Annotated in this window: 18 protein-coding genes; 13 read left to right on the forward strand and 5 right to left on the reverse strand. The window is 71.8% G+C overall.

The features are described from left to right. Positions 1 to 170: 170 nt before the first annotated feature. The 4 genes from V7793_RS06535 to V7793_RS06550 form a co-directional block, all read right to left on the reverse strand. Complete coding sequence (locus V7793_RS06535; RefSeq protein ID WP_335581948.1) at positions 171 to 1,202, reverse strand: TauD/TfdA family dioxygenase; 1,032 nt, start codon at positions 1,200 to 1,202, stop codon at positions 171 to 173. Beyond that, positions 1,199 to 2,047 (reverse strand): dimethylargininase, encoded by an 849-nt coding sequence (ddaH, locus tag V7793_RS06540; RefSeq protein ID WP_335581949.1) that lies wholly within the window; start codon positions 2,045 to 2,047, stop codon positions 1,199 to 1,201. Before ddaH ends, V7793_RS06535 begins: the two co-directional genes overlap by 4 nt. Before the next feature lie 69 nt (positions 2,048 to 2,116). Next, a complete protein-coding gene (locus V7793_RS06545; protein WP_335581950.1) occupies positions 2,117 to 2,329 on the reverse strand; it encodes an MbtH family protein in 213 nt (70 codons plus the stop codon). Between the two features lie 121 nt (positions 2,330 to 2,450). Beyond that, positions 2,451 to 2,732 (reverse strand): hypothetical protein, encoded by a 282-nt coding sequence (locus V7793_RS06550; RefSeq protein WP_335581951.1) that lies wholly within the window; start codon positions 2,730 to 2,732, stop codon positions 2,451 to 2,453. 383 nt (positions 2,733 to 3,115) lie between these two features. Here V7793_RS06550 and V7793_RS06555 point away from each other — a divergent pair, with 383 nt between their 5' ends. The 3 genes from V7793_RS06555 to V7793_RS06565 all read left to right on the forward strand — a co-directional run bounded on the left by V7793_RS06555 (position 3,116) and on the right by V7793_RS06565 (position 4,815). Beyond that, positions 3,116 to 3,532, forward strand: a complete 417-nt coding sequence (locus V7793_RS06555; RefSeq protein ID WP_335581952.1) for a hypothetical protein — start codon at positions 3,116 to 3,118, stop codon at positions 3,530 to 3,532. Positions 3,533 to 3,537: 5 nt separating this feature from the next. Next, the gene (locus V7793_RS06560; protein WP_335581953.1) at positions 3,538 to 4,083 is read left to right on the forward strand and encodes a helix-turn-helix transcriptional regulator; all 546 of its coding nucleotides are present in this window, start codon (positions 3,538 to 3,540) and stop codon (positions 4,081 to 4,083) included. Positions 4,084 to 4,191: 108 nt separating this feature from the next. Further along, positions 4,192 to 4,815 carry a TetR/AcrR family transcriptional regulator gene (locus V7793_RS06565; RefSeq protein ID WP_335581954.1) on the forward strand — a complete coding sequence of 208 codons (624 nt, stop codon included), beginning with the start codon at positions 4,192 to 4,194 and terminating at the stop codon, positions 4,813 to 4,815. 64 nt (positions 4,816 to 4,879) lie between these two features. On the opposite strand, the gene V7793_RS06570 is transcribed toward V7793_RS06565, so the two are convergent. Next, positions 4,880 to 8,116, reverse strand: a complete 3,237-nt coding sequence (locus V7793_RS06570; RefSeq protein ID WP_335581955.1) for a bifunctional cytochrome P450/NADPH--P450 reductase — start codon at positions 8,114 to 8,116, stop codon at positions 4,880 to 4,882. 613 nt (positions 8,117 to 8,729) lie between these two features. On the opposite strand from V7793_RS06570, the gene V7793_RS06575 reads away from it, so the two are divergent. From V7793_RS06575 to V7793_RS06620, 10 genes are all read left to right on the forward strand, one after another. After that, positions 8,730 to 11,333, forward strand: a complete 2,604-nt coding sequence (locus tag V7793_RS06575; protein WP_335581956.1) for a DUF6603 domain-containing protein — start codon at positions 8,730 to 8,732, stop codon at positions 11,331 to 11,333. 7 nt (positions 11,334 to 11,340) lie between these two features. After that, positions 11,341 to 13,557, forward strand: coding sequence for a hypothetical protein (locus tag V7793_RS06580; protein ID WP_335581957.1), 2,217 nt, complete (start codon positions 11,341 to 11,343; stop codon positions 13,555 to 13,557). Next, positions 13,554 to 17,039 (forward strand): hypothetical protein, encoded by a 3,486-nt coding sequence (locus tag V7793_RS06585; protein WP_335581958.1) that lies wholly within the window; start codon positions 13,554 to 13,556, stop codon positions 17,037 to 17,039. The genes V7793_RS06580 and V7793_RS06585 overlap by 4 nt, the downstream gene beginning before the upstream one ends. A 29-nt stretch (positions 17,040 to 17,068) precedes the next feature. Further along, a complete protein-coding gene (locus tag V7793_RS06590) occupies positions 17,069 to 18,151 on the forward strand; it encodes a hypothetical protein (RefSeq protein WP_335581959.1) in 1,083 nt (360 codons plus the stop codon). After that, on the forward strand, positions 18,148 to 19,272 hold the full coding sequence (locus tag V7793_RS06595; RefSeq protein ID WP_335581960.1) for a hypothetical protein: 1,125 nt from the start codon (positions 18,148 to 18,150) through the stop codon (positions 19,270 to 19,272). The genes V7793_RS06590 and V7793_RS06595 overlap by 4 nt, the downstream gene beginning before the upstream one ends. Positions 19,273 to 19,423: 151 nt before the next feature. Next, positions 19,424 to 20,380 (forward strand): MBL fold metallo-hydrolase, encoded by a 957-nt coding sequence (locus tag V7793_RS06600; protein ID WP_335581961.1) that lies wholly within the window; start codon positions 19,424 to 19,426, stop codon positions 20,378 to 20,380. A gap of 82 nt (positions 20,381 to 20,462) precedes the next feature. Continuing rightward, on the forward strand, positions 20,463 to 21,413 hold the full coding sequence (locus V7793_RS06605; protein WP_335581962.1) for a scabin-related ADP-ribosyltransferase: 951 nt from the start codon (positions 20,463 to 20,465) through the stop codon (positions 21,411 to 21,413). Positions 21,414 to 21,514: 101 nt separating this feature from the next. Continuing rightward, positions 21,515 to 23,197: a hypothetical protein gene (locus tag V7793_RS06610; RefSeq protein ID WP_335581963.1), complete on the forward strand. Its 1,683-nt coding sequence runs from the start codon at positions 21,515 to 21,517 to the stop codon at positions 23,195 to 23,197. Positions 23,198 to 23,227: 30 nt separating this feature from the next. Continuing rightward, on the forward strand, positions 23,228 to 24,472 hold the full coding sequence (locus V7793_RS06615) for a M91 family zinc metallopeptidase (protein ID WP_335581964.1): 1,245 nt from the start codon (positions 23,228 to 23,230) through the stop codon (positions 24,470 to 24,472). Positions 24,473 to 24,536: 64 nt separating this feature from the next. Continuing rightward, positions 24,537 to 26,273: a hypothetical protein gene (locus V7793_RS06620; protein ID WP_335581965.1), complete on the forward strand. Its 1,737-nt coding sequence runs from the start codon at positions 24,537 to 24,539 to the stop codon at positions 26,271 to 26,273. Positions 26,274 to 26,288: the final 15 nt, after the last annotated feature.

Below are 26,288 nucleotides of genomic sequence, written 5' to 3' on the forward strand. Positions count from 1 at the left end.
GCCCGATGCCCAGGGCGTGGAGGCGGCCGGCGAGGTCCGCGGTGCGGGCGTCGAGTTCGGCGAAGGTGAGGGTGCCGTCCGGCCCGGTGACGGCCGTGCGGCCGGGCACGGCCCGGACGGTCTGCCGGAACCGGTCCACCGGGTCGGCGGGGAAGAGGAGTTCGCGCGTATCAGCCATGCGAGGGCACCGCCTCCGGGGTCGGGCGGGGAGCGTCGGCGGCGGGCGGGACGGTGGGACGGCAGTCGGCGAGCGCCACGGGGGCGCCCATGGCGACCACGATCCGGCGGTCGCCGCGGAAGGGGTCGCGGCCGTGCGTGCTGAGGATGTTGTCGACGAGCAGCAGGTCGCCCGGTTCCCACGCCCGGCGGACGGTGGCCGCCTCGTAGGCGGCGTTGACGGTGTCGAGCTCGTCCCGGGTGAAGGGCAGGCCGTCGCCGAAGCCGGTGTTGAACGGCAGGCCGTCGTGGCCGAGCTCGTCCACGAGGGTCTCGCGGACCTCCTCGTCCAGCGACCACTCGTTCCAGAAGGCCAGGTGGTTGAACCACACCTCCTCGCCGGTCTCCGGGTGGTGGACGGTGCCGGGGCGCAGCTGGCGGGTGCGGAGGTTGCCGTCCTCGTCCCAGGAGCAGGAGATGAGGTTCTCGGCGCAGTAGCGCTCCACCTCGGCCGGGGAGTCGGTGGCGAACGCCGACCGCCAGTCCAGCGAGAGGTGGTCGGAGTAGGTGCGCCTGAGCAGCCAGCCGTGGGCCCGCATACGCTCCACCAGGTGCGGGGGGAGGTTGCGCAGCACTGTCCGGCAGTCGGCGACGGGGGTGGCGCCGCCCTGCTCGGGCGCGGTGAGGCAGCCGAAGAGCAGCAGCCCGGGGAAGGTGAGGGTGTAGCTGTTCTCGTTGTGCATCCTGATCGGCTGGGCGGCCGGCAGGTCCGTGGAGGAGTAGACGTCGCCGCCGAAGTCGCTGCGGGGCGTGGCCTTCTCCCGGTAGGGGGTGCGCTGCGGTATGAGCACGTCCCGGACCCGCGCGAAGGTCTCCACGCTGTGCACGGGCAGGCCGCGTACGTACACGGCTCCGTACGCCTGCAGGCCGGCGCGCAGTTCGGCGTGCGTGTACTCCAGCCAGGCGAGCGCCTCCTCGACACCGGCCGGGCGGGGGGCCACGAGAGTGGCGGGCCCGCCGCGCTCGACGGTCCAGTGGGCGGTCACCGGTGGCCGCCCGTGGTGCGGTGGCGGATCTCCAGGGTGCAGCACTTGACGCTGCCGCCGCCCTTGAGGAGCTCGGAGAGGTCGACGCCCACGGGCCGGAAGCCGCGGGCGGCGAGCTTGTCGGCGAGGCCGGTCGCGGCCTGCGGCAGGAGGACGTTGAGCCCGTCGGAGACGGCGTTCAGGCCGAACACCCCGGCGTCCGCCTCGTCGGCGAGGATCGCGTCGGGGAACAGCTCCCGCAGCGTCCGCCGGCTGTCCTCGGAGAAGGCGGCCGGGTAGTACATGATCTCGTCGTCGTCGAGGACGGCGAGCGCGGTGTCGAGGTGGTAGAAGCGCGGGTCGACGAGCGTCAGGCTGATGACGGGGACGCCGAACAGCTCCCGGGCCTCGGCGTGCGCGGCGGGGTCGGTGCGGAAGCCCGTGCCGGCCAGCACGCGGCCACCGGCCACCAGGTAGTCGCCCTCGCCCTCGTTGGTGTGCTCGGCGGCCTTCACCTCGGTGTGGCCGGCCTTCTCGAACCATGCGTGGTAGGCGGGGGCCTCGGCGGCCCGCTGCGCGTACCGGAAGTTGGCCACCAGGACGCGGTCGTCGTGGACGGTGGCGCCGTTCGCGGAGTACACCATGTCGGGCAGGCCGGGGACCGGCTCGATCAGCTCCACGGTGTGGCCGAGCTCCTGGTAGAGGTCGTACAGCCGCTCCCACTGGAGCACGGCCAGCGCGGTGTCGACCGGCTTGGCGGGGTCCATCCAGGGGTTGATGCAGTAGTCGACGGCGAAGTACGTCGGACGGCACATCAGGTAGTGCCGGGGCCGTGCCGTACGGGCCGGCTGGCGCTGTTGGTGCATGGAGGGTCTCCGGTCGGGCGGATCGGGTGCGGGGGAAGGGGTGGGGAGGACCAGGAAGGGGAGCCCCGGCTACGGCTCGCGGGTGAGGGCGACCAGGGAGGCCGGGCGCATGTCGGTCCAGGTCCGCTCGATGTAGTCGAGGCAGGCGGCCCTGGTGTCCTTGCCGTGGACGGTGGTCCATCCGGCGGGCACGTCGATGCCCGCGGGCCAGAGCGAGTGCTGGTTCTCCTCGTTCACCAGAACCAGGTACTCGCCGTCGTCGCCTTCGAAGGGGTTGGTCATGGGGAATCCCTCTCTGCATGGGATGGGGGTGGTACGGGTCCGGGGTACGGCGGCGCACCGGCGCGGCGTGCATGCCCATGCCGGTGACCGGCGGGCCGTTACGGGTGGGCGGATGCCGGCCCTACGTGGTGCGGACGGCGCGGACGCTCCAGTCGCGCAGGAGCGGGGACATGGCCAGCGCGCGTCGGCAGATGCCGGAGGCCGCGGCCTCCGCGGCGGCCTCGGAGCGTGCAGTGGTGAAGATCCCCAGGTGGAGACGGCCGGGAGCACAGCGCGTGCTGATGTGCTCCAAGCGGTCCTCGGCGGTTGCCGCCACCCACAGCACGGCGGCCACCTGCGCTCCGTCGAGTACCTGGCGGGCGCCGGCCCCGGTGGCGGACAGAGTGATGACGGTCAGTCGCATCGCCGGGGGTACGTCAGTCCCAGATCACAGCGGCCGCACCGCCTGAGAGGTCGCGGCCCGCCGGGCTGCGGTGGCCCGGACGGCCGGGGGTGCGGGGGTGCGGATACGGACTGCCATGGGAAGCGCCTTGTCTGATCGAGCGGTTCGGGCATCTGCTCCTGCTGGAGCCGGTCGGGCGGCCGGTCGTTGCACGCCGTCCCGCCGGACACCATCCTGCTCGGCCGGCCACGGGCCCGGGAACCGGTTCGGGCCGGTCTAAAGCGTCCAGGCCGGTTTATGCCACGGGGCAGCAGAAACGGCCCCGGACGGACGTTGACTCACTGGTTACCGGCTGAGCCCAGACTGTCCGGCACGGGGCACCCACCGCACGGAAAGGGGAACTCATGTTCACAGTGCTCGGCCTGGAGACGAAGGACGAGGCGGTCTACCGGGAGATGCTGGAGTCCCCCGCCCTGGGAGTCGAGGAGATCGCGGCCCGCCTGTCCACCTCCCCGGACCGCGTCCGTGCCTGCCTGGACAAACTGTTCGAGCTCCAGCTGATCCAGGAGTCCTTCGAGGCGCCCGGCCGTTTCCTGGCGGTCGAGCCGGCCGTGGGCATCCAGCAGTTACTGGCCCGGCAGCACGACGAACTGATCGAGCGGCAGCGGCAGATAGCCGAGAGCCACGCCTCGTTCATCCGCATGCTCGCCGGTACGGGGGCCCACTCCTCCCGCGGCAGCGGCGTCGAGCGGCTGGAGGGCATGGACTCGGTGCAGCAGCGGCTTCGGGAGTGGCCCTCGACGCGGCCCGCGAGGTGCTGACGTTCATGCCCGGCGGACCCCAGTCGGCGGCGGCCCTGCAGGCGGCGCGGCACAACGACGCACACGTCCTCGGGCGCGGGGTGACGATCCGCACGATCGGCCTGGACGGGGTCCGCGACGACACCGCGACGCTGGACTACGCGCGGTGGCTGACCGAACAGCGCGGCGAGTTCCGCACCGCGGCGAGCCTGCCGCCACGGATGGTCCTCGTCGACGGGGCGGCGGCGCTGATCCCCCTCGACCCGGACAACACCCGCAGAGGTGCCCTGTGCCTGTCCGACCCGGCCCTGCTGGCCCCCTTGCTCGCCCTCTTCGAGCAGACCTGGGAACGGTCCGCTCCCCTCGGCGCCGCACACCACCACACGCTGTCCGACCGCGAACGCGCCCTGCTCGCCTGCATCGCCCAGGGGCACACGGACGAGTCCGCCGCCAGACAACTCCACCTCTCACCGCGCACCACCCGCCGCATGATGGCCTCCCTCATGGACCAGCTCGGCGCCCGCAGCCGCTTCGAGGCGGGCCTGAAGGCGGCGCGGCTGGGCTGGCTGTGAATCGGCAGGCGCCGGCATCCGTCCCCCGCCGTACGCGGCTGAGGTGACGGCTCGGCGCTGACTTGGTCTGCCGACTTGTTCGTAGGACCAAGTCGATACAATCCGCATATGGCTCATGTTTCCGCGGTCGAGCGCCGCCCCCAGCTCATCAAGGCGGCCATCGACCTCATGGCCAGGAAGGGCGTGGCTGCCGGAAGCACGCGTGCCATCGCTGCCGAGCTCGGCGTCGCACAGGCCACGGTCCACTACACCTTCGGCACGAAGGAGGACCTGTACCGGGCGGTCATGGACCGGCTGACCGAGGACCTGATCGCGCAGGTCGAGCAGGCGGTGCCCGAGGACGCCGGTTTCGAGGAGGCGATCGCCGCCCTGGCCGGCGCGCTGTGGCGCTCGGTGAGCGGGGAGTCGACCAGCTATCACCTGCTCACGGAGCTGTCGTTGCTGGCGCTGCGTACCCCCGGGCTGAGTGAGGCCCGCCAGGCCCATTATCGCGGAGTCATCGAAGTGACGGCACAGCTGGTGCGCGAGGCGGCGAAGCGCGCCGGACGCGAGCTCGCCCAGCCCCCGGAGACGATCGCTCGTTTCTTCCTCGCCGGCTTCGACGGGCTGACGATACAGCGCCTCTACACACCGGACGAGACCGCCGAGACCCTGGGTCTGAGGGGCCTCGTTTCCGCGACCACGGCTCTGGCCACGGGACAGTTGAGCCTCGCGGACGTACCGACGGACTGAATCGCCGCAACGGCCGAGGCCACGGGCACGCTGTGCGCCCGTGGCCCTGCCGTAGCAGCTGTGGTCAGCCGGCCCAGACGTCCTCGGCGTAGTGACCGGACTCGGTGAGGGCGGTCAGCCAGGCGGCGGCCTCCTCGTCGGACGCCCCGGTGTTGTCGCGGTAGATCGCCATGAAGGCCTCGCGTACCGCGGGGGCCATGCGGCGGCCGTCGCCGCAGATGTAGACCCGGCCGCCGGCTTCCAGCACGGCCCAGACCTCAGCGCTCTCGCGCGCGATACGGTCCTGGACGAATCGGACGCCGTCCGCGGGCGCGTGCATGAAGGTGGGGCGCATGCTGACGGCCCCGGCCGCCTCGGCTCCTTCGAACTCCTCTCGGTGGAGGTAGTCGACGTCGGGGTGGTCGCAGCCGAAGTAGCACAGCAGCGTTCCGGTCGACCGGGCGTGCAGCCGGTCGAGGACGGCGCCGCGGAAGGGTGCCAGCCCGGTTCCCGCACTGACCAGGATGACCGGCACCGCCGGGTCCTCGGGGAGGCGGAAGGAGTCGCTGCAGGGCAGCACCCGTGCTGGGAGGGTGTCGCCGGCCGTCACGGTCCGGACGTAGTGCGAGGCGATGCCGCGGAAGGTGCCCTCGCCGCCGCGGTGCGGGGCCGCGAGCAGCGACACCATCAGGTCCACCTCGCCGGGAGAGGCCGCGGCGGAGGAAGAGATCGAGTAGTGGCGCGGGCGCAGGACCGGCAGCAGCTCCAGGAAGCGTTCGAAGGTCAGCTCGCAGGCGCGGTGGTCCTCCAGCAGGTCCAGGACACTGCGTCCGGCGGCTGTCACCTGCTCGCGGAAGGTCTCGGGGTCCGCAGCGGCCAGTGCGGCCAGGGGCTGCTTCTCGGGCGGGCATGCGGTGTGCTCGGCGAGCACGGCGACGTGCTCCCGGGTGGCGGGGTCCTGCAGTTCCACGAAGTCCGTCAGGAGCCGGCGCAGGGTCAGCGGGCGGTCGACGGGCAGGGTGTTCCGGCTGCGGCGGCGTGCCCGCAGGCGGACGGTACGGTCCAGGTCGAGGCCGAAGCGGTCGGCGACCCGCTGGACGAGAGCCTCCGGGTTGCCGGGCAGGACGGCCAGGTGGTCGGCAGTGCGGTAGGTGACGCCGTCGGGCAGCCGCAGCTTCAGGAAGCGCTTGGGGCGGCCGAGCTCGTGGGCCGTGTCGACGAGTTCGTACGCCTCCAGCACCTCCATCGGCTCGACTCCGTGCCGTTCCGCGAGTGCGTCGATGACCGAGCCGGTGGTGTCCTGGATCTCGTACAGGCCCCGGCTCTCCTCCGGCTCCACGGCCGGAGCCGTCCCGGCCCCTGTCCCGACCGCTGTCCCGGCCACCGCGTCGCCGTAGCGCTCCAGCAAGGCGGTCCACAGGTCGCCCGTCCAGCGGTCCACCGTGCCCGCGAAGTCTCCGGAGGCGTCGGCCATGCCTCGCTCCAGCAGTGGCGTGGCACCGGCCGCGGCCAGGCGCTCGTCGATGAGGGAGGGGACACGCTGATAGGTGGCCGCCCAGGTGCGGTCGCCGACACCGAGCATGGCGTACCGGACGCCATCCAGCGAGCCGTGCTCGAGGCCCTCCAGCGACGCGACGAACTCGGCCGCGTCATCGGTGGGCTTGCCGTTGTAGGAGGCGGCCACGATCACCACCGGGCCCTCGGCGGAACGCAGCTTGCCGACGTAGTCGTCGAGGGGCGCCACGGACGGGGCGAACCCGTACGCGTCGCCGTCCGCCGCCAGGTCGCGGGCGATGCCCGCGCAGGTGCCCAGATTGGAGCCGTGCAGAAGGGTCAGCACGGTGCCGCCGGCCCGTCGGCCCGCGGATCCGTCCTGGCAGGCGGGGGTGTTGCTCGCGGCAACGGCGGGCAGCCGGCGCTCGCCACCGGCGCGCCGGGCCAGCCCGAGGGTGAACCCGTCGGGCTTGATGGTGAGCGACTGCTTGATCTTCAGTTGGTAGTCGGTGTGGTCGATCAGCCGGTAGCGGTGCACCAGCAGACCGAGCAGCAGGGTGGCTTCATGCAGGGCGAACTGGCGTCCTATGCAGGCACGTTCACCGTTGCCGAACGGCTTGAAGAGGTGAACGGAGCGCTTCTCTTCCTGCGCCTGCGTGAAGCGCTCGGGGTCGAACAGCTCGACGTTCTCACCCCAGGCGGGGTCGCGGTGCAGGGCCGGGGTGAGCACCGTCAGCGCCTCCCCCTTGCGCACGGCGTATTTGCCGCCGATGACGGTGTCCTCGACGGGCTCCACGGCGAAGCCGGGCGCGGTCGGCCACAGCCGCAGGCTCTCGTTGAGCACTTGGCGGATGTAGGTCAGCTTGCCGATGTCCCCGTAGCCGGGATCCGGGGCGTCCTCGTCCCCCCACAAGGCGTCCACCTCGGCCTGAGCCCGCGCGAGCACCTCGGGGTGCTTGGTCAAGTAGTACAGGGCGAAGGACAGGGCACCGCTGGTGGTCTCGTGCCCGGCGATGAGGAACGTGATGACCTGGTTGCGCACGTTCGTGTCGTCCAGCGGCTCGCCCGTCACCGCGTCCCGGGTGTGCAGCATCCGGCCCAGCAGGTCGTCCGTGCTCGTGTCGCCCGACGCCCTGCGCTGCCGGACGACCTCGTCGACGAGATCCGTCATCAGCTCGGTGTCCTGGCGGAACTGCTCGGCCTGCTTGCGCTTGAACAGTTCCGAACCCGGCATGGACTCGACCTTGTCCTGGGTGAAGGCCAGCGCGCGTGCCATCGCGTCGACGAACGGGTGCGCGCCGTCGCGGCGGAACGACTCGAAGTCGAAGCCGAAGCCGCACAGCCCGATCGTGTCGAAGGTCAGCCGGGTCATGTCCTCGGGGACGTCCACGGGCCGGTCCGCCCCGGCCCGGTCCCACTTGGCGATCAGGGAGCGGGCGACCCGGAGCATGGTCGCGTGATAGTCGCGCATCGCGCCGAGCGAAAAGGCCGGCATCAGGATGTCGTGCGCCTTGCGCCAGTTCGGCTCGTGGCCGAAGGCGGTGAACAGACCGTCCCCGGCGATCTCGCGGACCTCGAGCAGGTCCCGGTTCACGCTCTTGCGGAACCTGGTCTCGTCCGACAGCTCCGTCACCAGATCCAGACCGGCGACGACGGTGATCTCGGATCCGAAGACGCGTAGCCGGAAGACCGGCCCCAGCTCCTTGACCTCCTTCATCAGGTGGACGAGCCCGTCGGCGCCACGGGGCAGGCCGAGGGCGTGGCCGATCAGGGGCAGGGCCCGGCGCTCGGGTATCGACTGGGCCATGGCAACGGACGCATGAGTCATCGGCATGCCTTTCGTTCCGCGTCATCGGTCGCTTCCAGACCAACGTACAGGCGACATTGTCACTCGACCAAGTCTGTCGATTGTGTCGAGTGACGCAACCATGCGACGGAACTGCGGACAGGCGGAAAACGTTGACCCGCCGCCGACTTGACATCCGGCTTCGACTTTGCCGCCGAACCGATTCCGGAGCGAGATCGACGAGTGGATGTGAAGCACACCACACGCCGTCAATTGGCTTGCGGATCACGTGTATGCGTAGATTTAAGAGGGTTACGTCATCGCCTGCGTGGCGCGCAGTCGGCCGCCGACATTCAGTCAACTATTGAACAAAACAATTCGGTTGATTCTTAAACACAATTGAGAGTCCACCGCGCGGCCGGCGACTCGCATCGCTCGGCCATGCCGCCCGGCTCCCGCCCGCCGGGCGGCGTGCCGTAACCAACGGAAGAAATATCGAGGAGGGGAAACGGCGGGGCCGAACTCACCGAGTAAATCGGCCTGGTGCCGGACGGCTTCTGCCCCCGGGACGAGAAACCTTCCAGGTTTCCCGAGCGCAGCAATCTCTCCTTTCGACTCCCCTCCGTTTCCCCGTTCCCGGCCCGGAAGGTGCCTCTTGTTCGCCCTGCTCGTCGATGCGCGACTCGCCGCAAAACTCAGCGACCTCCCCCTGGTCGGCGACCGCATCTCCCCTGACCATGACCTCGGCATCACCGGTGTGAAAGCCGTCATCGCCTCCGAGGCCCTCACCGCCGATCAGGTGAAAGCACTCAACGAACAGATTTCCCGCCTGGACGGCGCCCACCCGACGTTTCCCGAGGAGACCCGCGGGCGCGCTCTGGTGGCCCTGGACTACGAGTGGGGAGGCGAAAAGCGCACCCCTCTGATGTTCCGTCTCTCCGGCGCGAAACCCACCGAGGGCCACGAGCAGGAAGCCACCGCCCCGAAGCTGCTCAACGCCGCACCGACCGCCGGGCCGTGGGCGGCACCGGCCGCATCCGACGCCCCGGCCGCACCCGCCGGCCCGGCAGCACCCGCCGCCCCGTCGGCTCCCGCCGCCGCATGGGTCACCCTCGACCGCTCCTTCGGCCCGCTGCTCCTGCGGCGCCTGGGTGCGAGCTACCAGGACGAGAAGATCTGGGTCCTCTGCGACGCCGCGGTGCACGCCGGCCCCTTGGAACTCGGCGTGGACGGGCTGGGGCTGGGCATTCCCCTGGACGGCAAGGACTTCACGCCCTCCGGCCGGCTCGACGGGCTGAGTCTGTCCTTCCGCAAGCCTCCGCTGGAGATATCCGGCGCGTTCGTGAACAAGCCGGTCACCCCCGACTCGCCCTACGACCGGCTGATCGAGGGCAGCGCCCTGATCAAGACTCCGAGCGCAAGCTTCGGGGCGATCGGCGCCTACGAGCACCTCAAGAGCGGAACCCATTCGCTTTTCCTGTACGCGGAGTTGGGGGCCGCATTCGGCGGTCCTCCGGCCTTCAGGGTCACCGCGGTGAAGGCGGGCTTCGGCTACAACAGCGCTCTGCGAGTGCCCGCCATCGACCAGGTCGCCGGCTTCCCCCTGCTGCGCGGGCTCGCCGAGGCAGGCGGGGACGGCACGCCGCCCGAACCCCTGGACGTGCTCAAGGAGCTGACCGAGGGGACCGACGACGCCCCCGCCTGGGTGACCCCCGACGAGGGCCGGATATGGCTGGCCCTCGGGCTGAACGCGGACGTCTTCGAAATCGTCCACTGCAAGGCCCTGGCATTCGCCGAATTCGGCCCGGACGACCTGGTGGTGGGGCTGCTGGGCTCGGCCAAGGCCCAGTTCCCCGACCCGGAGAAGAAGATGGGAGAGCCGTACGCAAGTGTCGAACTGGACATCTCCGCGGTCTACCGGCGCTCCGCGGACATGCTGGCCGTCGACGCCCGGCTCGCCCCCGACAGCTTCCTGCTCGACCGCTCCGTGCACCTGACCGGCGGGGCGGCACTGCGCCTGTGGTTCGGGAACAGCGACCATCCCGGCGACTTCGTCTTCACTCTCGGCGGCTATCACCCGCACTATGCCGCGCCCGCCCACTATCCGAAGGCGGAGCCGGTCGGCGTCAACTGGACCTCCGGCTCCGAGCTGACGGTGAAGGGCACCAGCTACTTCGCCCTCACCCCCTCGGCCGCGATGGCCGGGGGCCGGCTGGACCTGCGGTACGACGGCGCGTGGGCCAAGGCCCGGGTCGACGTCGGGTTCGACGCCCTGGTGCAGTGGGCGCCGTTCCACTACGAGGTGGATGTGTGGGCGGAGGTCACCGCCCAGGTGTGGCTGCTGTTCGGCTGGAGCGGCGAGGCGTCGCTGGGCGCACGGCTGTCGGTGTGGGGCCCGCCGTTCGGCGGCACCGCGCACGTGAAGGTCCTCGGCATCTCCATCCCGATCGACTTCGGCGAGCCCAGGACCGGGCCCGCGCCCATCGGCTGGGACCAGTTCCGCACGCTGCTGCCGCAGCGCCCGCTGACGCTCGCCCCCGTCGACGGCCTCCACCCCGACCACGCCGCTCAGGCACCACAGGCCGGGCCGTCCGGCGACGGCTCCGGCGTGTGGACGGCCACCGCCGACGGCTTCGCCTTCACCGTCGGCACCGCGTTCCCCGCATCGGCACTGAAGGTCAACGGAGTGGCCAGGACGGGGGACAGCCCCGCCAAGGTCCACATCCGCCCGATGGCCAAGGCCGGCCTCGACGTCACGCTCTCGGTCACGGTCGAGGAGGAAACACCCGACGGCGGCTGGCGGCAGCTGCCCGCCGACCGCTTCCAGGACTGGACGGTCACCGCGCAGCGCGCCCCGCAGCCGACGGCGCTGTGGGGCGCGGGGAAGGCCGACGACGCACTGAAGACGGACCCCTTCGTCCAGGGCCTGGTCAGCGGAGCGCGCATCGACGTACCGGCCCCGCGCCTGCCCGAGGCGGCCGCGTCCAGCCGGAGCGGCCGTCTCGACCACGCCCCGCTGCCCGGCGGAATCCTGCCGCTCAACCCGGGCGCAGACCCTTCCGGGGTCCGCGGGGAGCCGGAGGAGAGCGCCGGCACCGGCGCGCTGCGGGTCGGCACGCCCGAGCAGACCGCGCTGCGGCGCGCCGCTCTCGACGCCCTGTCCGCCGCCGGCTACGCGCTCGACGCCGCCCCGGAGCTCGACCGCTACGCCCGCGAAGCGGCCTTCTCCTCCGCGCCCCTGCGACTCGCCCACTCGTGAGGACCTCATGACCACGCACCCGACCGAGCAGTCCGCACCGGCGGACGACACCCCCGTCACCTTCCACGACCATCTGCTGCCCGGCATCGAGGCCGGCCGCTACCGGATCACCGTCGACCAGCAGCTCCCCGCCGAGGACCTGCCGGGAGCCCGCCTCGACCCGGTGGAACAGATCGTCGACGTACGGGCCGCGCAGTTCCGCCTCGACCCCTCGTGGGTGCACGCCGTGTACCCGGCCGCGTACAGCCAGGGCCCCTTCGACGGCCTGCTTCCGCACATCACGCTCAACCCGGCGGCCCTGCCGTGGGAGCGCGAACCCTTCACCGGCGGTGTCGGGAGCCCCGCCCGGGCCCCCTGGCTGGCTCTGCTGCTGTTCGGCGAGGGCGAGCTGCCCGGCGATCCCAACGCGCTGGGCACCACCGCCTCGGTGACCGTACGCGCACTCCTCGACGGCGACACCGCGGTGTCCGGGCCCGCCCTGGACCCGGACGCCGTCGACCACGCCCTGCTCGACACCCCCTGCCAGGTCATCGACGTACCGCGGGTCCTGCTGGCGCAGCTGCTCCCGGAGCCGTCCGACCTCGCGTTCCTCGCCCACGTCCGCTCGGGCGGAGAGGACGCCGCGCCCGCGGAAGGCCACGACGGGCGGCGGAGCCAGGACATGCACGCGGTCATCACCACCGGCCGGTTCCCGGGTACGGGCCAGGGGCGGTATGCGGCCCACCTGGTCTCGCTGGAGGGCCACGTACCGCCCGGAGCGCAGGCCGGCGACAAGCCCGTACGCCTGGTGTCCCTGCACAGCTGGACGTTCACCTCCTGCCCCGAATCCGGGGACGGCTTCGGCCGGCTGGCCGGGCGCTTCGCCCCGGGGAACGGCGAGCACAGCGCGGCCCCGCTGCGTCCGGCCCCCGCCGCGGGCAGCGGGCTGCCGGACGAGCTGGGCACCCTGCTGGAGCAGGGCATGGTCCCGATGACCCACATCACCGAGTCGGGCGAGCGCGCCCTCGCCTGGTACAGCGGCCCGTTCCTCCCTCGCGTCGCACCCGGGCTGCCCCGCCCGGAGCACGGCCACTTCCCCGACGCCGACGGGCTGTTGCTCCACGAACCCCGCACCGGCACCTTCGCCACCGGATACGCCTGCGCCTGGAACGTGGGCCGTGCCCTGGCCCTGGCCGACCCCGGCTTCGCCACGACCCTGGTCCGCCTGCGTCACCAGGGCAGGCTGCGCCGGGCGACCGAGCGCCAGTACACGACGTACCGTCGGCAGCTCTCTCACAGCGCCCCGTCCGCCGGACCGTCCGGACCGGCCCCCCGCGCAGCCGCCCGCGCGGCCGCCCCGACGCCGCGCGAGCAGTTCGAGGAGCTGCTGCGCGGCGACGCCCTCGACGCGCTGGCCGCGTCCTTCGGCACCCCCGGCGATGACGATGCCGTGCCGCGCCCCCGGACCGTACCCGCGGCCCCTGCCGCCTACCGTCTCCACGCCCCGCAGCGCTCCGCAGCGCCGCCGCCGCCGTCGTCGGACGCACGGGAGACGGCGGCATGGCTGGCCAGGCTGCGCACGCTCAGCGGAGTGCCGTTCGACTGCCTCGTACCGGACCGGCGGATGCTGCCGCCCGAGAGCCTGCGCCTGTTCCACGTCGACCGCGGCTGGCTCGATGCCCTCCTCGACGGCGCGCGCAGCCTGGACCGGCACCCCGGTGCCGATGCCACGACCGACGCCGAGCTGGACGACCTGCTCGACGGCCAGGGGTCCGTGCCGGCCGCCGGTCTGCTGCTCCGCTCGGCCCTCGTCCCGGGCTGGCCGACGCTGCGCGTCGAGGCCCGCGCCGCATCAGGGACCACCCCGGTCACGGTGATCCGCCGCGAGCCCCTGGGCGGCGACGTCCTGCTGATGCTCTTCGACCGCATGCCCGACCGCCTGACGATCAGCGAACCGCACCAGGGGCTGCACTTCGGCGTGGACGACCAGGGGAACGTGGCCCTGCGCAGCCTGGCCCCCGGCGAGGTCGGCCGCCCCCTCGGGCGCTCGGTGCCCGTCGGCACGGACCCGGCCCTGACCGTCACCACACCCGCCGGGGCGCGCGTACTGGACATCGGCAGGCTCGCAGCCCGCCTCGCCGAGGACGTCAAGCCCCGGTCCCCGCTCTCCCCGGCGGAATTCGCCGTGCAGCTGGTGCGCGCCCCCGAGCAGCTGACCCTCTCCTTCGAAGGAACCACCCGATGAACACCGACCTCCTGGTCCCCGTAAGGCTCCGGGCCCTGGTCGTCAACGACCAGGTGCGGGCCAGGGACACCTTCCTCCGCTGGGTGCCCAACTACCACCTGCTCGGCGTTCACCGGTCCCCGGAGCCGTCGCCCTACGCGAGCACGGACACGGAGTTCTCCCAGGAGGCGGGCCACGACGGCGTCCACCTGCACTGGGAGCTTCCTGCGGCGCTGCGCCGGGCGACCACGCCCGGTGGCGAGGTCACGCTTCCGCCCGCGCCGAACCGCTGGCTGGTCGTCCGGCACGCCTTCGCGGCCGCAGGCGAGTACGCCACCGCCGCGTGGGTCGTCGAGAGCGACTTCCTCGACAAGCGCACGGGCACCGTGCCCTATCTGCGCCCCGGCCGGGGTCACGTCACACCGACCCGGATCGGACGCCACACCGAGGCCGCGCAGTGGACGGAATCCGCGGCGGACCGGCCCACCTTCCTCACCGCGACCGGCCCGGGGTCCCTGGCGTTCGCCGCGTTCCAGCCGCACTGCCAGGACGTCTTCTCCTTCCACGACCCCCTGGCGCAACTGCCCCGCCAGTTCGACCGCCTGGGCTACCAGGTCATCGGCTGGCACGCGACGGGCTCCGACGACCCGCTCGCCGACCCGAAGGTACGCGAGGCGCTGGAAAGCTCCCTGGGCTGGCAGACGGACCGCACCCCGCCCGCGGACGCCCGTACCGTCTACACCGGCCGCGTCCACGGCGTGCTGCCCCACTACGACCCCTCGGGTGAGGAGCGGCCCGACCCGACGGTGTCCGTCGCCGACAGCGCCCGGTCCGCCTTCACCGCCCTGACCACGAACAAGGCGGCCGCCACCCCGGCCCTCGCCCTCGCGCCGGCGCTGTTCGACCAGCTCCAGTCCAACACTCTCACCCGGGCGAACGACCCGGACAATACGCACCGCCTCGCCGACATCCTGCTCGGCGCAGGCTTCGGCGAGGGCACCGCCTCGTACGCCTGGCACGCGGTACCGCCCAGCACCTCGGACGAGCCCGCTTCCCCCGAGGACGAGCGCCGGGCCCGGTCCGTCGAGGCCGCCTTGAACGCCGCGCAGCACGCCTATGACCGGGCGGACCGCGAACTGGCCGGGTTGCGCCGGCGGCTGTACGGCATGTGGCGCCTCCAGGGTCTGCCCGTACTGCCGCGCGGCTATCACCACCAGCAGCTGACGCAGGAGCTCGACGCCGGGCGCGAGGGCAGCCTCGCAGCGCGCGTACGCGCCGACCGGGAGGCGGTCGAACGCCTGCGGGCCGCCCTCCCCGCCGGAGACACGCCCGCACAACTGGCGGAATCGGTCCGCCGGTACGCCGAGGAGCACGGCCTGCCCACCGGCTGGGACCTCAAGCGCGTGGCCCCTGCCCCCTTCCAGCGGGCTCTGGACCCCGCCGTCGTCCTGCAGGGCGCCGGCGCCCTGCCCGTCTCGGACGACACGACGGTGCCCTGCCGGTTCGGCGACCAGATCGTGACTTCCGTTCACCTGCAAGGCACCGACGGGGTGCTCACGGCGGAACGGCCGGACCTCGCGTGCAACACGCTCGGCCTCGGCGCGGGCGAGCATTCCGCCATGCCGGGTTCCGCCCGAGCCCTGCTGCGCGAGGCGTTCCTGCTCGACCCGAACGGCGCCGCCGTGCAGTTGCGTCCGACGGGCGGCCCGGCGGACACGGGAGCGGCGACTCCGCGCACCGGCACCGCCCCGGCCTTCGGCGGCGAACCCTGGGAACAGCCGTGGCACCCCCTCCACCTGCTCTGGGAGGTCGAGTACCACCCCCTCCCCCACGACCAGTGGGAGTTCGACGGCGACCGCTACACCTGCCCGCGGCCCCGCCCCGAGGCCGCGCGCACCTACACCGGCCGGACACTGCTCAGCGACCACCTGCCGCGGAGCCTGGCCGACCAGCTCCGGCAGTACGCGCCCGAGGACCCCGAACTCGCCCCGTACTGCGATGCACTGGCCGACCGGGTGACCCGCGGGGACGTGCTGTCCAGCTCGCTGGCGGGGCTGCGCGACATGCTCATCGGCCAGGACCCCGGCCAGGGCGTCCCGCCGCTGGGCGCACCGCCGGAGCTGGCGGAGCTGATCGGTGACGCCTACCGCACCAGCCCCGACCCGGGCCCCCTGCCCGTGCCGTTCGAAGGCTGGCCGGACTCCGGCTTCCAGCAGCTGCGCGCGGGCCAGTTCCGCTTCCTGCGGCTGACCCTGGTGGACTCCTTCGGGCGCGCCCTGGACGTCATCACCCCGGCGGGCACCGGCGGGGCGAGCAGCCTCCGCCACCCCGTGGTCGCCGACGCACTGCGCCCGCAGCACGTCGCCGATGCCCTGGGCACGGCCCCGGAGCACGTCGTCCAGCTGCCGCCGCGCCTGCCGCAGGCCGCGCGCCTGGGGCTGGACCTCATGGACGCCGACCGCGGCGCGCACCCGGCCGCGCACCTGGACGACGGCAGCCCGCTCGCCGGCTGGATCGTCCCCAACCTGGTCGACGGCTCTCTCACGGTGTACGCGCCCGACGGCACCGCCCTGGGCCTGCTGCGCTGGGCGTACCGGATCGGCCGGCCGTCCAGGGAAGTGGTGTGGACGCCGCTGCCCGGTGACGCTCCCGCCGGCCTCGACACCCTGCGCACGGCCTTCCCCCACCTGCACGCACTCGTCACCTGGCTCCAGGGCACCGGTGGGGACGGCAGCCCGATGCCCGCCGCGATGGATCTCCTGGAGACCTCGCTGGTGGACATCGTGCCCACCGCGGGCGCCGCCTCGGCCGCGCTCGCCGGACGTCCGCTGGCGCTCGTCCGCTGCCGCGTCCACCTGGACCTGGACGGACCGCCGCCCACGGACCCGGGCTGGCAGCACATCTTCGACCACGACCCGCCGCACCCCGAGTTCACCGGCTACTCCTGGCCGGTGCGCCTGGGCGAGCGACGGCGCATCGGCGACGGGCTGGTGGGCTACTTCGCCGACACCGACCCCGGCGTGCTGCGCACCGTGGTCGCGCCGTCCGACGTGCATCCGCGCATCGCCGCCATCGGCGACGGAACCCACCTGCGCGTCACGGCCGGCACACCCCAGCACCTGACTCTGCTGGTCGACCCGCACGCCCCCGTGCACGCCACCACCAACCTGCTGCCCACCACGACGCTGGAGATCCCGCACCGCTTCACCGACGGACCGCTGAACCGCATGCGCACCGTCCTGCGCACCGGGCCGCTGCTCACCCCGGCGACCGCCCTCCCGGAGGACACCGTCGCACTGCCGGTGCGCACCGTCGACGACCAGACGTGGACATGGGCGGAGCGCGCCACCGACGGCACCTGGGCCCGCTTCGCCACCTCGGCCGCGAGCACCACCCCGCGGTGGGACGGCCGGGCCCCCGTGCTCCGCTCCGGCCTGCTCACCTCCCGCGGCCCGCTCCCGCAGGGCGACGCCGCCACATCCGGCGCCGCCACATCCGAGTAACTCCCGCAAGCATCCAAGGAAACACCACCATGAGCACCCACCTCGGCGGCACCAGCCGCCTGACCTACAGCCTGGCCACCGTCCCGGCACCGCTGGCCACCGGCCGGCCGGCCCACATCGACGTCGTCGTGTCCAACTCGGGCACCGAGGCCGTCCTGTGCAAGCAGATCCTCCTCGTGCTCCCCACCGGCGACCTCGCCCAGGACCTCGTACCCGCCGGCCATCGCGTCGTCGCCACCGTCGAACCGAGTGACCAGTGGACCACTGACGAGATCGAGAGCGGGGTCCTCCTCACCCTGCCCCAGGACGACATGGCGGCCTTCGCCCCGGGCGGCACACCCGTCACGGTCCGCCCCGCCACCGGCGAGTCCGTCTCCCTCACCACGCACGGACTCCTCCTGCGCCTCAAGGACTTCAAGGCCAACGCCCTCGCGGGCACGGCCCTGCTGCGCATCCGGGAGACCGTGAGCGTCGACAACGGCCGGACCTGGGAGACCCACCAGGTGACCCTCCCGCTCGCCAAGTACCCGCCGGCCGAGGCCCTCACGCCCGACGTGGTCGGCGATCTCGTCGTCCGCCTTGCCGACGTCAACGGCAACCCCGGCTCCACCCCTGTCACCCTGCTCAAGCGGGGCCAGGGTGCCGTCCTCACCTGGACGGCACCGCCCGATGCCACTTGCGTGGTCCACTACGACGGCAGTTCCAGCGAACTGCCGAGTGGCCGAGAGAAGTGGGAGTTCCCCGTCCGGACCCTCACCCGCGACACCCACTTCCTCGTCCAGGTGACGCTGAAGCGCTCCGGCGAGACGATCACACATCACCTCTCGACGACCGTCGCCGTCGAGGAGCCCGCTTTCCCCAGTCTGACCGTCAAGAGCATCAAGGCGAACGGCGAGAAGAACGGGGACGGGCACGAGCTCCTCACCATCGAGGGTGCGGTGCGGGTGAATCAGGAGTGCCACGTCTTCGGCACCCTGTACGGCGTGGACGGCACGCTCACCGTGGGCGACGGCCTCGTCGTGCGGAAGGACATGACCGTCACCGGCGACGTCACGACCGACGCGCAGTTCCTCGACCCCAAGGGCACGCCGTTGCGGGGGAAGCCGGCATGACAGGCGAAATCACCACCGGCGCGCGCCTCAGGGTCATGGGAAACATCACGGTCGGCGGACGCCTGAGGATCCGCAACCCTGAGGGTCACAGCCAGGACTTCACCTATGACGGCACGGAGACACAAAAGACGTTCATCGTCCCCGACCACGTCACCATCCTCTCGCTGCACCTCCAGGGCGCCGGGGGCAATGATGCCGACGGGGTGCGCGGAGGCAAGGGTGCCGGCATCCGAGCCCTGCTCTACGTCACTCCCGGGGACGTCATCGGCGTCCGCGTCGCCCGCGACGGAGGAACGGCGGCCTCGGCGCAGGTCTTCCACCGCGACACGCTGATCGCGGGGGCGGGGAGCGGCGGGGACGCGGGCGCGGCGGGCAGCTGGGGCAGCACCGGAGGGGCAGGCGGCGACGGCGGCCAGGGCACGAACGACGGCTTCGCACACGGCGGTTCCGGTGGTTCCGGAGGGAAGGGGGGCCGGGGTGGCGCCGGTGGGGACGCCGGGGACATCACCGCCGCCGACGCTCCCGTCGCTTCCGGCCGACCGGGCAGCCCGGGGTCGGCCGGAAGCGACGGCGACGGTGGCGAACGCGGCGGCAACGGCTGGAAGTGGGGCGCGTACAACCCTGGTCTCGGCGGAAGCGGAGGAGGCGGGGGAACGGCCTCCAGCGGCGGCAAAGGCAGCACCGGGGAAGCCGACGCCGGCAATGGAAGCAACGGAAGCGGACAGCAGGGTGGTGCCGGGGGATCCGGGACATCGGGCTACGCCCCCGGCGGCGCCGGTGGCTCGGGTGGCTCCGGTGGCGCCGGTGGCCGGGGAGGCCGTTCCGGTGCCAACGGGAGCGCGCAGGCCCGGGCAGCCGACGGAGGCACGGGGCAGGCCGGTTTCGGTGGCGGCGGCGGTGGCGGCGGAAGCTGGGGTGGGGGCGCCAAAATTTTCGGGCACTCCGGAGGCGGTGCGGGCGGCGGTGGCGGCGGAGGTGCCGGCGGCCGGGGCGGCCACGGCGGTGCCGGCGGCGACAGCTACTTCAACGCCGGCAAGGCCACGCTCATCTCCTCCGACGTGAGCAACACCGAAGCCGCGAAGGTCACCATCACCTGGGGAAACCACGTGTTCCCCGCGTGAGCCCGTCGGCCGGGCACAGCGTGCGCCACGCCGTGCCCGGCCGAGGAGCGGCCCCGTAACTCCGCGCCCCGCGCACAGCCCTGCGCGCCTCCTGTCCCCTGCCCGAGAAATCCGGCCCCACCCCGACCGTGTGCCCCCGAAGGAGAACAACTTGAGCCCCCATCACGGGCCGCTGATGGATGGAAACCCCGCCCGTAAGCCGGCCAAGATCGTGCTCACGGACGCCAAGGACACGACCTGCGCCGTCATCACCTTCCCGGAATCGGGCGACCAGCACGCCGGTGCACCGCCTACCGTGATGATCGACTGCGGAAGTTCCCGCGGGACGCAGGAGACCGCCGAGAAGATGCGGGCCACCGTGCTGCGGGCCCTCGCCGGGCGCAAACGCATCGATCACGTGTTCCTCACGCACCCCGACTCCTCCCATTGCAACGCCTTGCTCCCGGTGACCCGGGGGCTGGAGATCGGGCAGGTTTCCTGCGGTGGAGACCTGCGGCAGTACGCCGGCCTCCAAGGAGGAGGAGAACTTCACCGGTGGCTGGTCGGCAATAGCGCGCGCACTTTTCCCCCGTCCTTCCGGGGGCTGAGCACACCGGTCGTCTCTTTCGCGGGGATGCGCCTCTATGTGCTCGCGGCGAACTCGACCGGCAATACGGGATCGTCCGACGCGGACGCGAACGGGTGCGTCCTCCTGCTGGTTTACGGTTCCCTGCGCGTCGTCTTCCTCGGCGATGTTCCGGGATCCGTCGCGACCGGCCTTCAGGCGGAGGCGTTCCCGGCCGATGCCGCGGACGGCCACGCAGGTCGTCCCCTCGCATCCCGGGGGCAGATGCTCGTGCTCGGCCATCCCTCGGCCGACGGCGCCTACGGGTGGCCCTGGGGCCCGGAAGGGAACCACCGGTACACCCTCGTGCGGGAGCACAACCCGTCCGCCTCGGAGGGTGGCTCGGCCACCGGACACGCCCACGCCGCGGTGCTGCTGGCGGACCCGTCGGCGGAAGGGGCGTCCGCCGCCGAGGCGGAGGAGAAGGACCGGTTCACCTTCACCTCCGTCGATTCATGGACCGCCGGTCCTCAGCCGTCGCCGACGGCGGGCCTCTCCGCCTGACTCCCGGCGAGGAATCGGTCCACCGGTTCGTCCCGCTCCCCGAAGCGAATCTGTTCACCTTCTTCCCGAATCAGGATCACAGATGCCGAACGGCAGTCAGAAGAAGCTGCTCCCCATTTTCCCGTACGTGCTGAAGAGGGTGCCGGACTGGGTGTACCGGATCGACAGCCGGGGCCCGGAGGAGATATTCAAGGACGGATTCACGGGCTGGGACACGTACTACGACATCCCGGGCCACCTCGCGGACTGGAAGCACTTCAGCAAAAAGAGCGGATTCGTCAGTGTGGCACGGGACATCGACACCGCCATGAAGATGTTCGTCCGATGGGAGCTCGGCCCGCTGCTCAAGGAGATGAGGGAAACCGACCTCAACGCCGGACTGGCCGTCCAGGAGCTCGTGAAGAAGGGGTACGGGAACGAGACGGAGTTCTCCAGGCTGCGGAGGATAGCGCGGGAGCTGGCCGAGGACCGGGACGGCACCTACTTGAAGAAGTGGCTGTACGTGATCAAGCCGTCCAGGTACTTGGTCAGCATGGAAGGCAATGTGCTCGATCCCGGACGGATTCGCCACTCCGGGGGTCGGGCCCGGAAACTGGTGAAGGAAGCCACCGAGTGGGACGCGCCGTGGCACATCCCCCCGCAGCGGATCCTTCAGGCGTACCAGGTGGACATCACTCTGCGCTTCACCTTCTCCGAACGGCCCGACGGCCGTCTCCCGGTCAAGCAGCACGCGTGGTCCTCGGCAACGGACTTCATCAAGCACGAGCGGGACCGGAGAAAGGGATTCCCGGGATTCGACAAGGACTTCCGGTACAACCCGTTCGAGGACGAAGCGGCCCGCTGGACAGGGCTTGTCGGATATTGGACGAAACTTGACGAAGCGCCCTGGACCCCCGGATCCGGGAAGTTCACCGCTCCCCGGGGGTGGCGCGGGGAGAAGGAGTTCTGGCCGGATCAGGGGCAGGCGAGCCCCGGCCATCCCTTCGGCACTCCGGCAGAGGTGACCCCGATCGTCCCCCAATGGGCCCGTTGACGGCCGTGCAGGGCGCGGAAGAGTACGCAGAAGCGAAAGGCGAAGTGGTGTCCCTGTCGATGGCGCAGGCCCGAACGATCCTCGGTGAAGCAGAAGGAGAATTGACGCTCACTCCGCAGCAGTTGGTGCACGAGAACGCGCTGGAACTCTTCGACGACTACCTCTTCACGGACTCGCTGACTGTCCGTGACCCCGACGTGGACCTCGAAGCGCTGACCGTCACCGGCCGGTTGACCCTGGCCGGCCATGGCGCCGACCTGCCCTGCGTCCTGCGGTTCCTCGGTGATACCCGGGGAGTGGACGTGAGCGCCGTCGTCCTGGACGTGCAGTTGCCGGACTGGCGGTTCCGACTGGGCGATCTCGACCTCGACCTGGGGATTCTGGGCACCATGCAGAGCACCGGACGGCTGCACGCCGTCCTCACCCTCGGCCTGTCCGAGGACGGGGGCACGGCCGTCGTGCCACGCTGCCTGGTCCGCCTGCCGGGAATCGGCGCAGGCCATCAGGAGTGGGAGTTCGACGTCACCCCTTCCGGGGCGTCGACGGTCACCGCGTCGCCGGTGCTGGGAGAGGGACTGCCCTTGTCCGGCCTCGCCGATCTCGCTCAGTTGCCGTTCGGTTCGGGCGCCGATTTCACCCTTCCGGCAGAGATACCCGTCGGCACTCCTCGGATTCGGCAGATCCAGGTGGTCGTCGACACCGGCCGGAAGCGCCTGCGCAGCGTCTGGTTGCGGGTGAGCCTGGCCGATCACGTGCCGGTGGTCCCGGGCACGGCGGAGCTCACCGCTGTCGAGGCGGAGTTCACCCTGACCTTCCCGGAGGGCGGCCCCGTACGGACCCGGGCCGCTCTGCGCGCCGACATCGGCGTGCGCGGCTGCACCCTCAGCGGAACCGTCACGGTTCCGGAGCTGGAGGTGACGGCCGAGGCGGCCGGCCCCTTCCCGGAGACCGGCGCACCGGCCGAATTCGCCTCCGGGAGCGGTCTGGAGAGTCTCCCCATCGCCCGTGCCACGGTCAGGGCCGATCTACGGGAGGGGAGTTATGCCCTCGCGCTCGGCTATGCGGCACCCGCCCTGCCCGCGGCATCCGGTGCGGACTTCGCCCTGGAGAACGCCTCCCTCGAAATAGCCGGCCACGGGAGCGGGGCTCCGGATGTACGGATCCTCGGCGAGCTGGCCGTCGGCTCCGCCCGGGTCCGCGCCGTCGCCTCCCGTACGACGGACGGCCGGTGGGAACTGGCCGGCTCGATACGCCATGTGGACTTCGCTTCGGTCGCCGACTGGCTGTCGGAACGCATGGGCGTGACCGTGCCGGACTTCCTGCGCGGCGTCGTCCTCGACGACCTGTCCGTGGCCCGGAGGGCCGATGGTTCCTTCGAGTTCTCCGCCGGCAGCCTGTTCTCTCTCGGCAGCCGCAGGACGGAGCTCATCATCACCGCCGCCAGTGGCAGCGGTTCGAGCGCCGGGCAACTGAAGGCCATGCTGTCCATCGATCCGCCGGCGGCCGAGCCCATGGTTCTGGAGCTCCAGGCTCAGGCGGGGGGCCGCGTGCGGGCTTCCTGGCACGGCGACGCCGCGGCATCCGTGGCGGACCTCGTCGAATGGCTCGGGGGGACGGTGGACGATTCCGTGCGGAAGCTCCTGCCCGAGGTCACCGAACTCGACCTCGTGACGGGGGACGGCGGTCTCGTCGTCGCCGCGGACGCCGGGACCGTGCGAGCCGTATTCGCCGTGACGCCGTCCGGAGGGACGCCCGCCCCGCTCGCGGACACCCGCCTCGGCTGACCGACCACCTCCTCACATTCGGAGCCCCCAGTGACTCACTCCTCCACCCCCGGGACGCCCCCCGCGCGCATGCGGATCACGATGGGCAAGCGGGGTTCCTGCACGGCCGTGGAACTCCGCCCGGGAATCGCCGTCACTTCCGTGGACCGCACGGCCATGCTGTCGCACCCGGCGTCCCCTCCCGACCAGGCGTTCCTGGACCATGTGGACGACCTCCTGACCCGGCTGGAGGCCATTCCCTCCGGAAAGCGCTTGGTGGAATTCTTCGGGCAGGCCACTCCGCTGCCCGGCCCCCACGGGTTCGGCGAATCCGCCTTCACGGCCGAGTACGCATCAGGGGATTCCCGGCCGAGCATCACCACGGTGATCCTCTCCCGAGGGGCCAGGCTGTCCGCGGACACCCGCACCCTGACCGACGAGACACCCACCGCCCGCAGCGGCCTCGGCTACTTCTCGTACATCGAGTTCAATCCGCGTTTCGCCGTGGTCCAGGACAGGGTTGTTCTGGCGCCCGAGATCGTCCTCGGCCATGAACTGATCCACGCTGCCCACATCGTCGCCGGATCGATGGAGACGAACGAGGAGGTGCAGCCCTACGTGGCGGGATCCCTCAACGACGCTCTCGCCTTCGACACCAGCCCGCTCGAAGAGATCGTGACCCACGGCAACCCCATCGCTCTGGAGTGGCTGTTCGGCACGACAACCGACGCCGGAACGGGACGGAGAGTCCTGCGCAACACCCCCGGACAACTCCGCAGCATCGAAGCGGTCGACCGTCATCTGGCCAACCCCCTTGACGCCGCCGAGGCCGCGCGAGCGCAGCGCATACGCGCACAACGCATGCTGCTTCTCGACATCAGCGAACGGCGGCTGGCCGAAGAACTCGGATTCGCCGCCCGCCCCTCCTACGGCCCGTTGGCGAAGGGAGACCAGGCCGCGGGCATCTGGAAACGGGGCTGGAAGCGACCCGAGGGGGACGCGGTATTCAGAGGTCCCCTCCTCAACGACCCGGTCAGCAAGGCGAAGAGGAACCTCACCGCGAAGCACTTCGACCGCTTCGTCAACGAGCCGGACGGCTTTCTCGCGGATCGCGCGACAGCCGAGCCCCACGTGCGGCAGGAACTCGTCCCCGAGCACACCGAACGGGCCAGGCGCATCATCGCGGACCACAACGGCCCCGCCACCGCACTGGACTTCGCACGCCCGCGGCCGACCCCGGCCGACCCCGGCAACGGCCCCGCCGTCGTCGTGATCAACGAAGAGATCTACGTCTGACCTCGGCACCATCCCACCACCCGAAATCGATGGAGAATTGAACATCACAGGGAATTCATCCACATTGTCCGTTGCGGAAATCGCCGGGAGGGCACGGAACGGAAGTCTGCGGCTCACGGCCGAGGAGTTCGCCGACCCCGCGGTCCGTGACGCGTTCTCCACGTATCTCGACGCCACCGAACTGAACTTCTCGGACGCGGAATTCACCGCGGAGAGCATGACGGTCCGGGGCCACTGCGCCGTGCCGGCCCTCGGACCGGAGCCGTGCCCGGCCGTGGCGGAGTTCCTGGCCGACGCCTCGGGCAGGGCGGTCGTGGGGTTCGTCCTGGTCGTGGACGCCCCGGAGTGGCGCCTGCCCGAGCCCTTCCCCGCACACGACCTGAGCCCGCTCCAGGCCCTGGGGGCGCAGGCGCCCGTCGTCGTACTCGACGCCACTCCCCGTTCGGAGAAGGAAACGGCGCAGGAGCGGACACCGGTCGTCGCGGGAGCCCGGTGGGAGCTGCCCGGCTTCGACGAGCCGGTGCTGTTCCTCGCCTCGGTGCACGAGGGCGCGTTCACGGTGTCCGCCCGCTTTCCCGACGGGCTCTCCCTGCCGTCCTTGCGACACGTGGCGGACCTGCCGGGGTGCACGGGCGCCGACGCCGTCACCGACCACTTCCCCGCGGAGTGGCAGGGGCTCCTCGCCTCGGCGCTGCCCGCGCTCCGTGAAGTCACCGTCTCGTACGCCCCCGGGGAAGGACGAGTGACCGGAGAACTCGAGGTCGGCCTGGCCGACGAATGGCCGCTGCCGGCAGGAGTGACGCTCAGCCAGGTCCGTGCGCGGATCGCCTTGGACTCCACCGCCCGGCAGAGCGGCCGGGGAGGGCTGTCGGTCGAGCTGAACGCACACCTGTCCGTGGGCGGGCTGGAAAGCGCCGTCACGGTCGACCTGCCCGCCTTGACGGCGCACGGCGAACTCGCCGACGGCAGTGGCCTCTTCGAGCGCGCCGCCCCGGATCTCGGCAAGAACGGCTGGGGACGGCTCTCCTTCCTGTGCGACCTCCGGGAAGGCGCCTTCGTCGTCGCGGGAGAGCTCCTGAGCCCCTTGGAGATCGCGGGCGTACGGATCGAGGACCAGACGGTCCTGGTGTCCGGCGGCGGGGACCGGGCTCTCGAAGTGGCCTTGGCGGGGACGCTCGTCGTGGGCGGGACCCGGATCGGGGTGAAGGCCGCCAGGAGCGCCCAGGGCTGGGGGCTCGCCGTGGAGGCGGACCGCATCGCCTTCCGCGACATCAGCGCCTGGACCGAGCAGGCCATGGGCAGCGGCCTGCCCGCCTCCCTGGCGGAGCTGACGCTGCAGGAGCTGTGCTTCGAGGTCGTCCCCACACCCTCCGGACGGCTGTTCGCCGCGACCGGATCCGCCGAGTTCCCCCTGCCCGCCGGACTGCGGGCCCGCGCCCACCTCACGACGCGGATCAGCACCGGGGACGGCCCGTCCGGCGTCGAGGCCACCGGATCCCTTCTCCTCGGCGGCCCGGAGTCGTCGCTGATGGAGCTGGACCTCATGGCGGACAAGGATCCGGACGCGACGAGCTGGACCGCGACCTGGGCCGCCCAGGAAGGCCTCACGCTCGCGGAGGCGCTCGCCCCCCTGCTGCCTGCGACGGGCTCGCCGGCGTCGGGGCTGCCGAACCTGCTGCCCGCCGTCGAGAAGATCTCGCTGCGGTACACCGCGCCGACGGCGGCCGGCGCCGCCCCCTCCCTGGTCCTGACCACCGGCACCCGCCAGCAGGCGCGGGCCGTCCTGGTCGTCACGGACTGAATCCCCCGGACTCCC

The sequence above is a fragment of the Streptomyces sp. KLMMK genome (genome assembly GCF_036961605.1).
GTDB classification, from domain to species: Bacteria; Actinomycetota; Actinomycetes; order Streptomycetales; family Streptomycetaceae; genus Streptomyces; species Streptomyces telluris.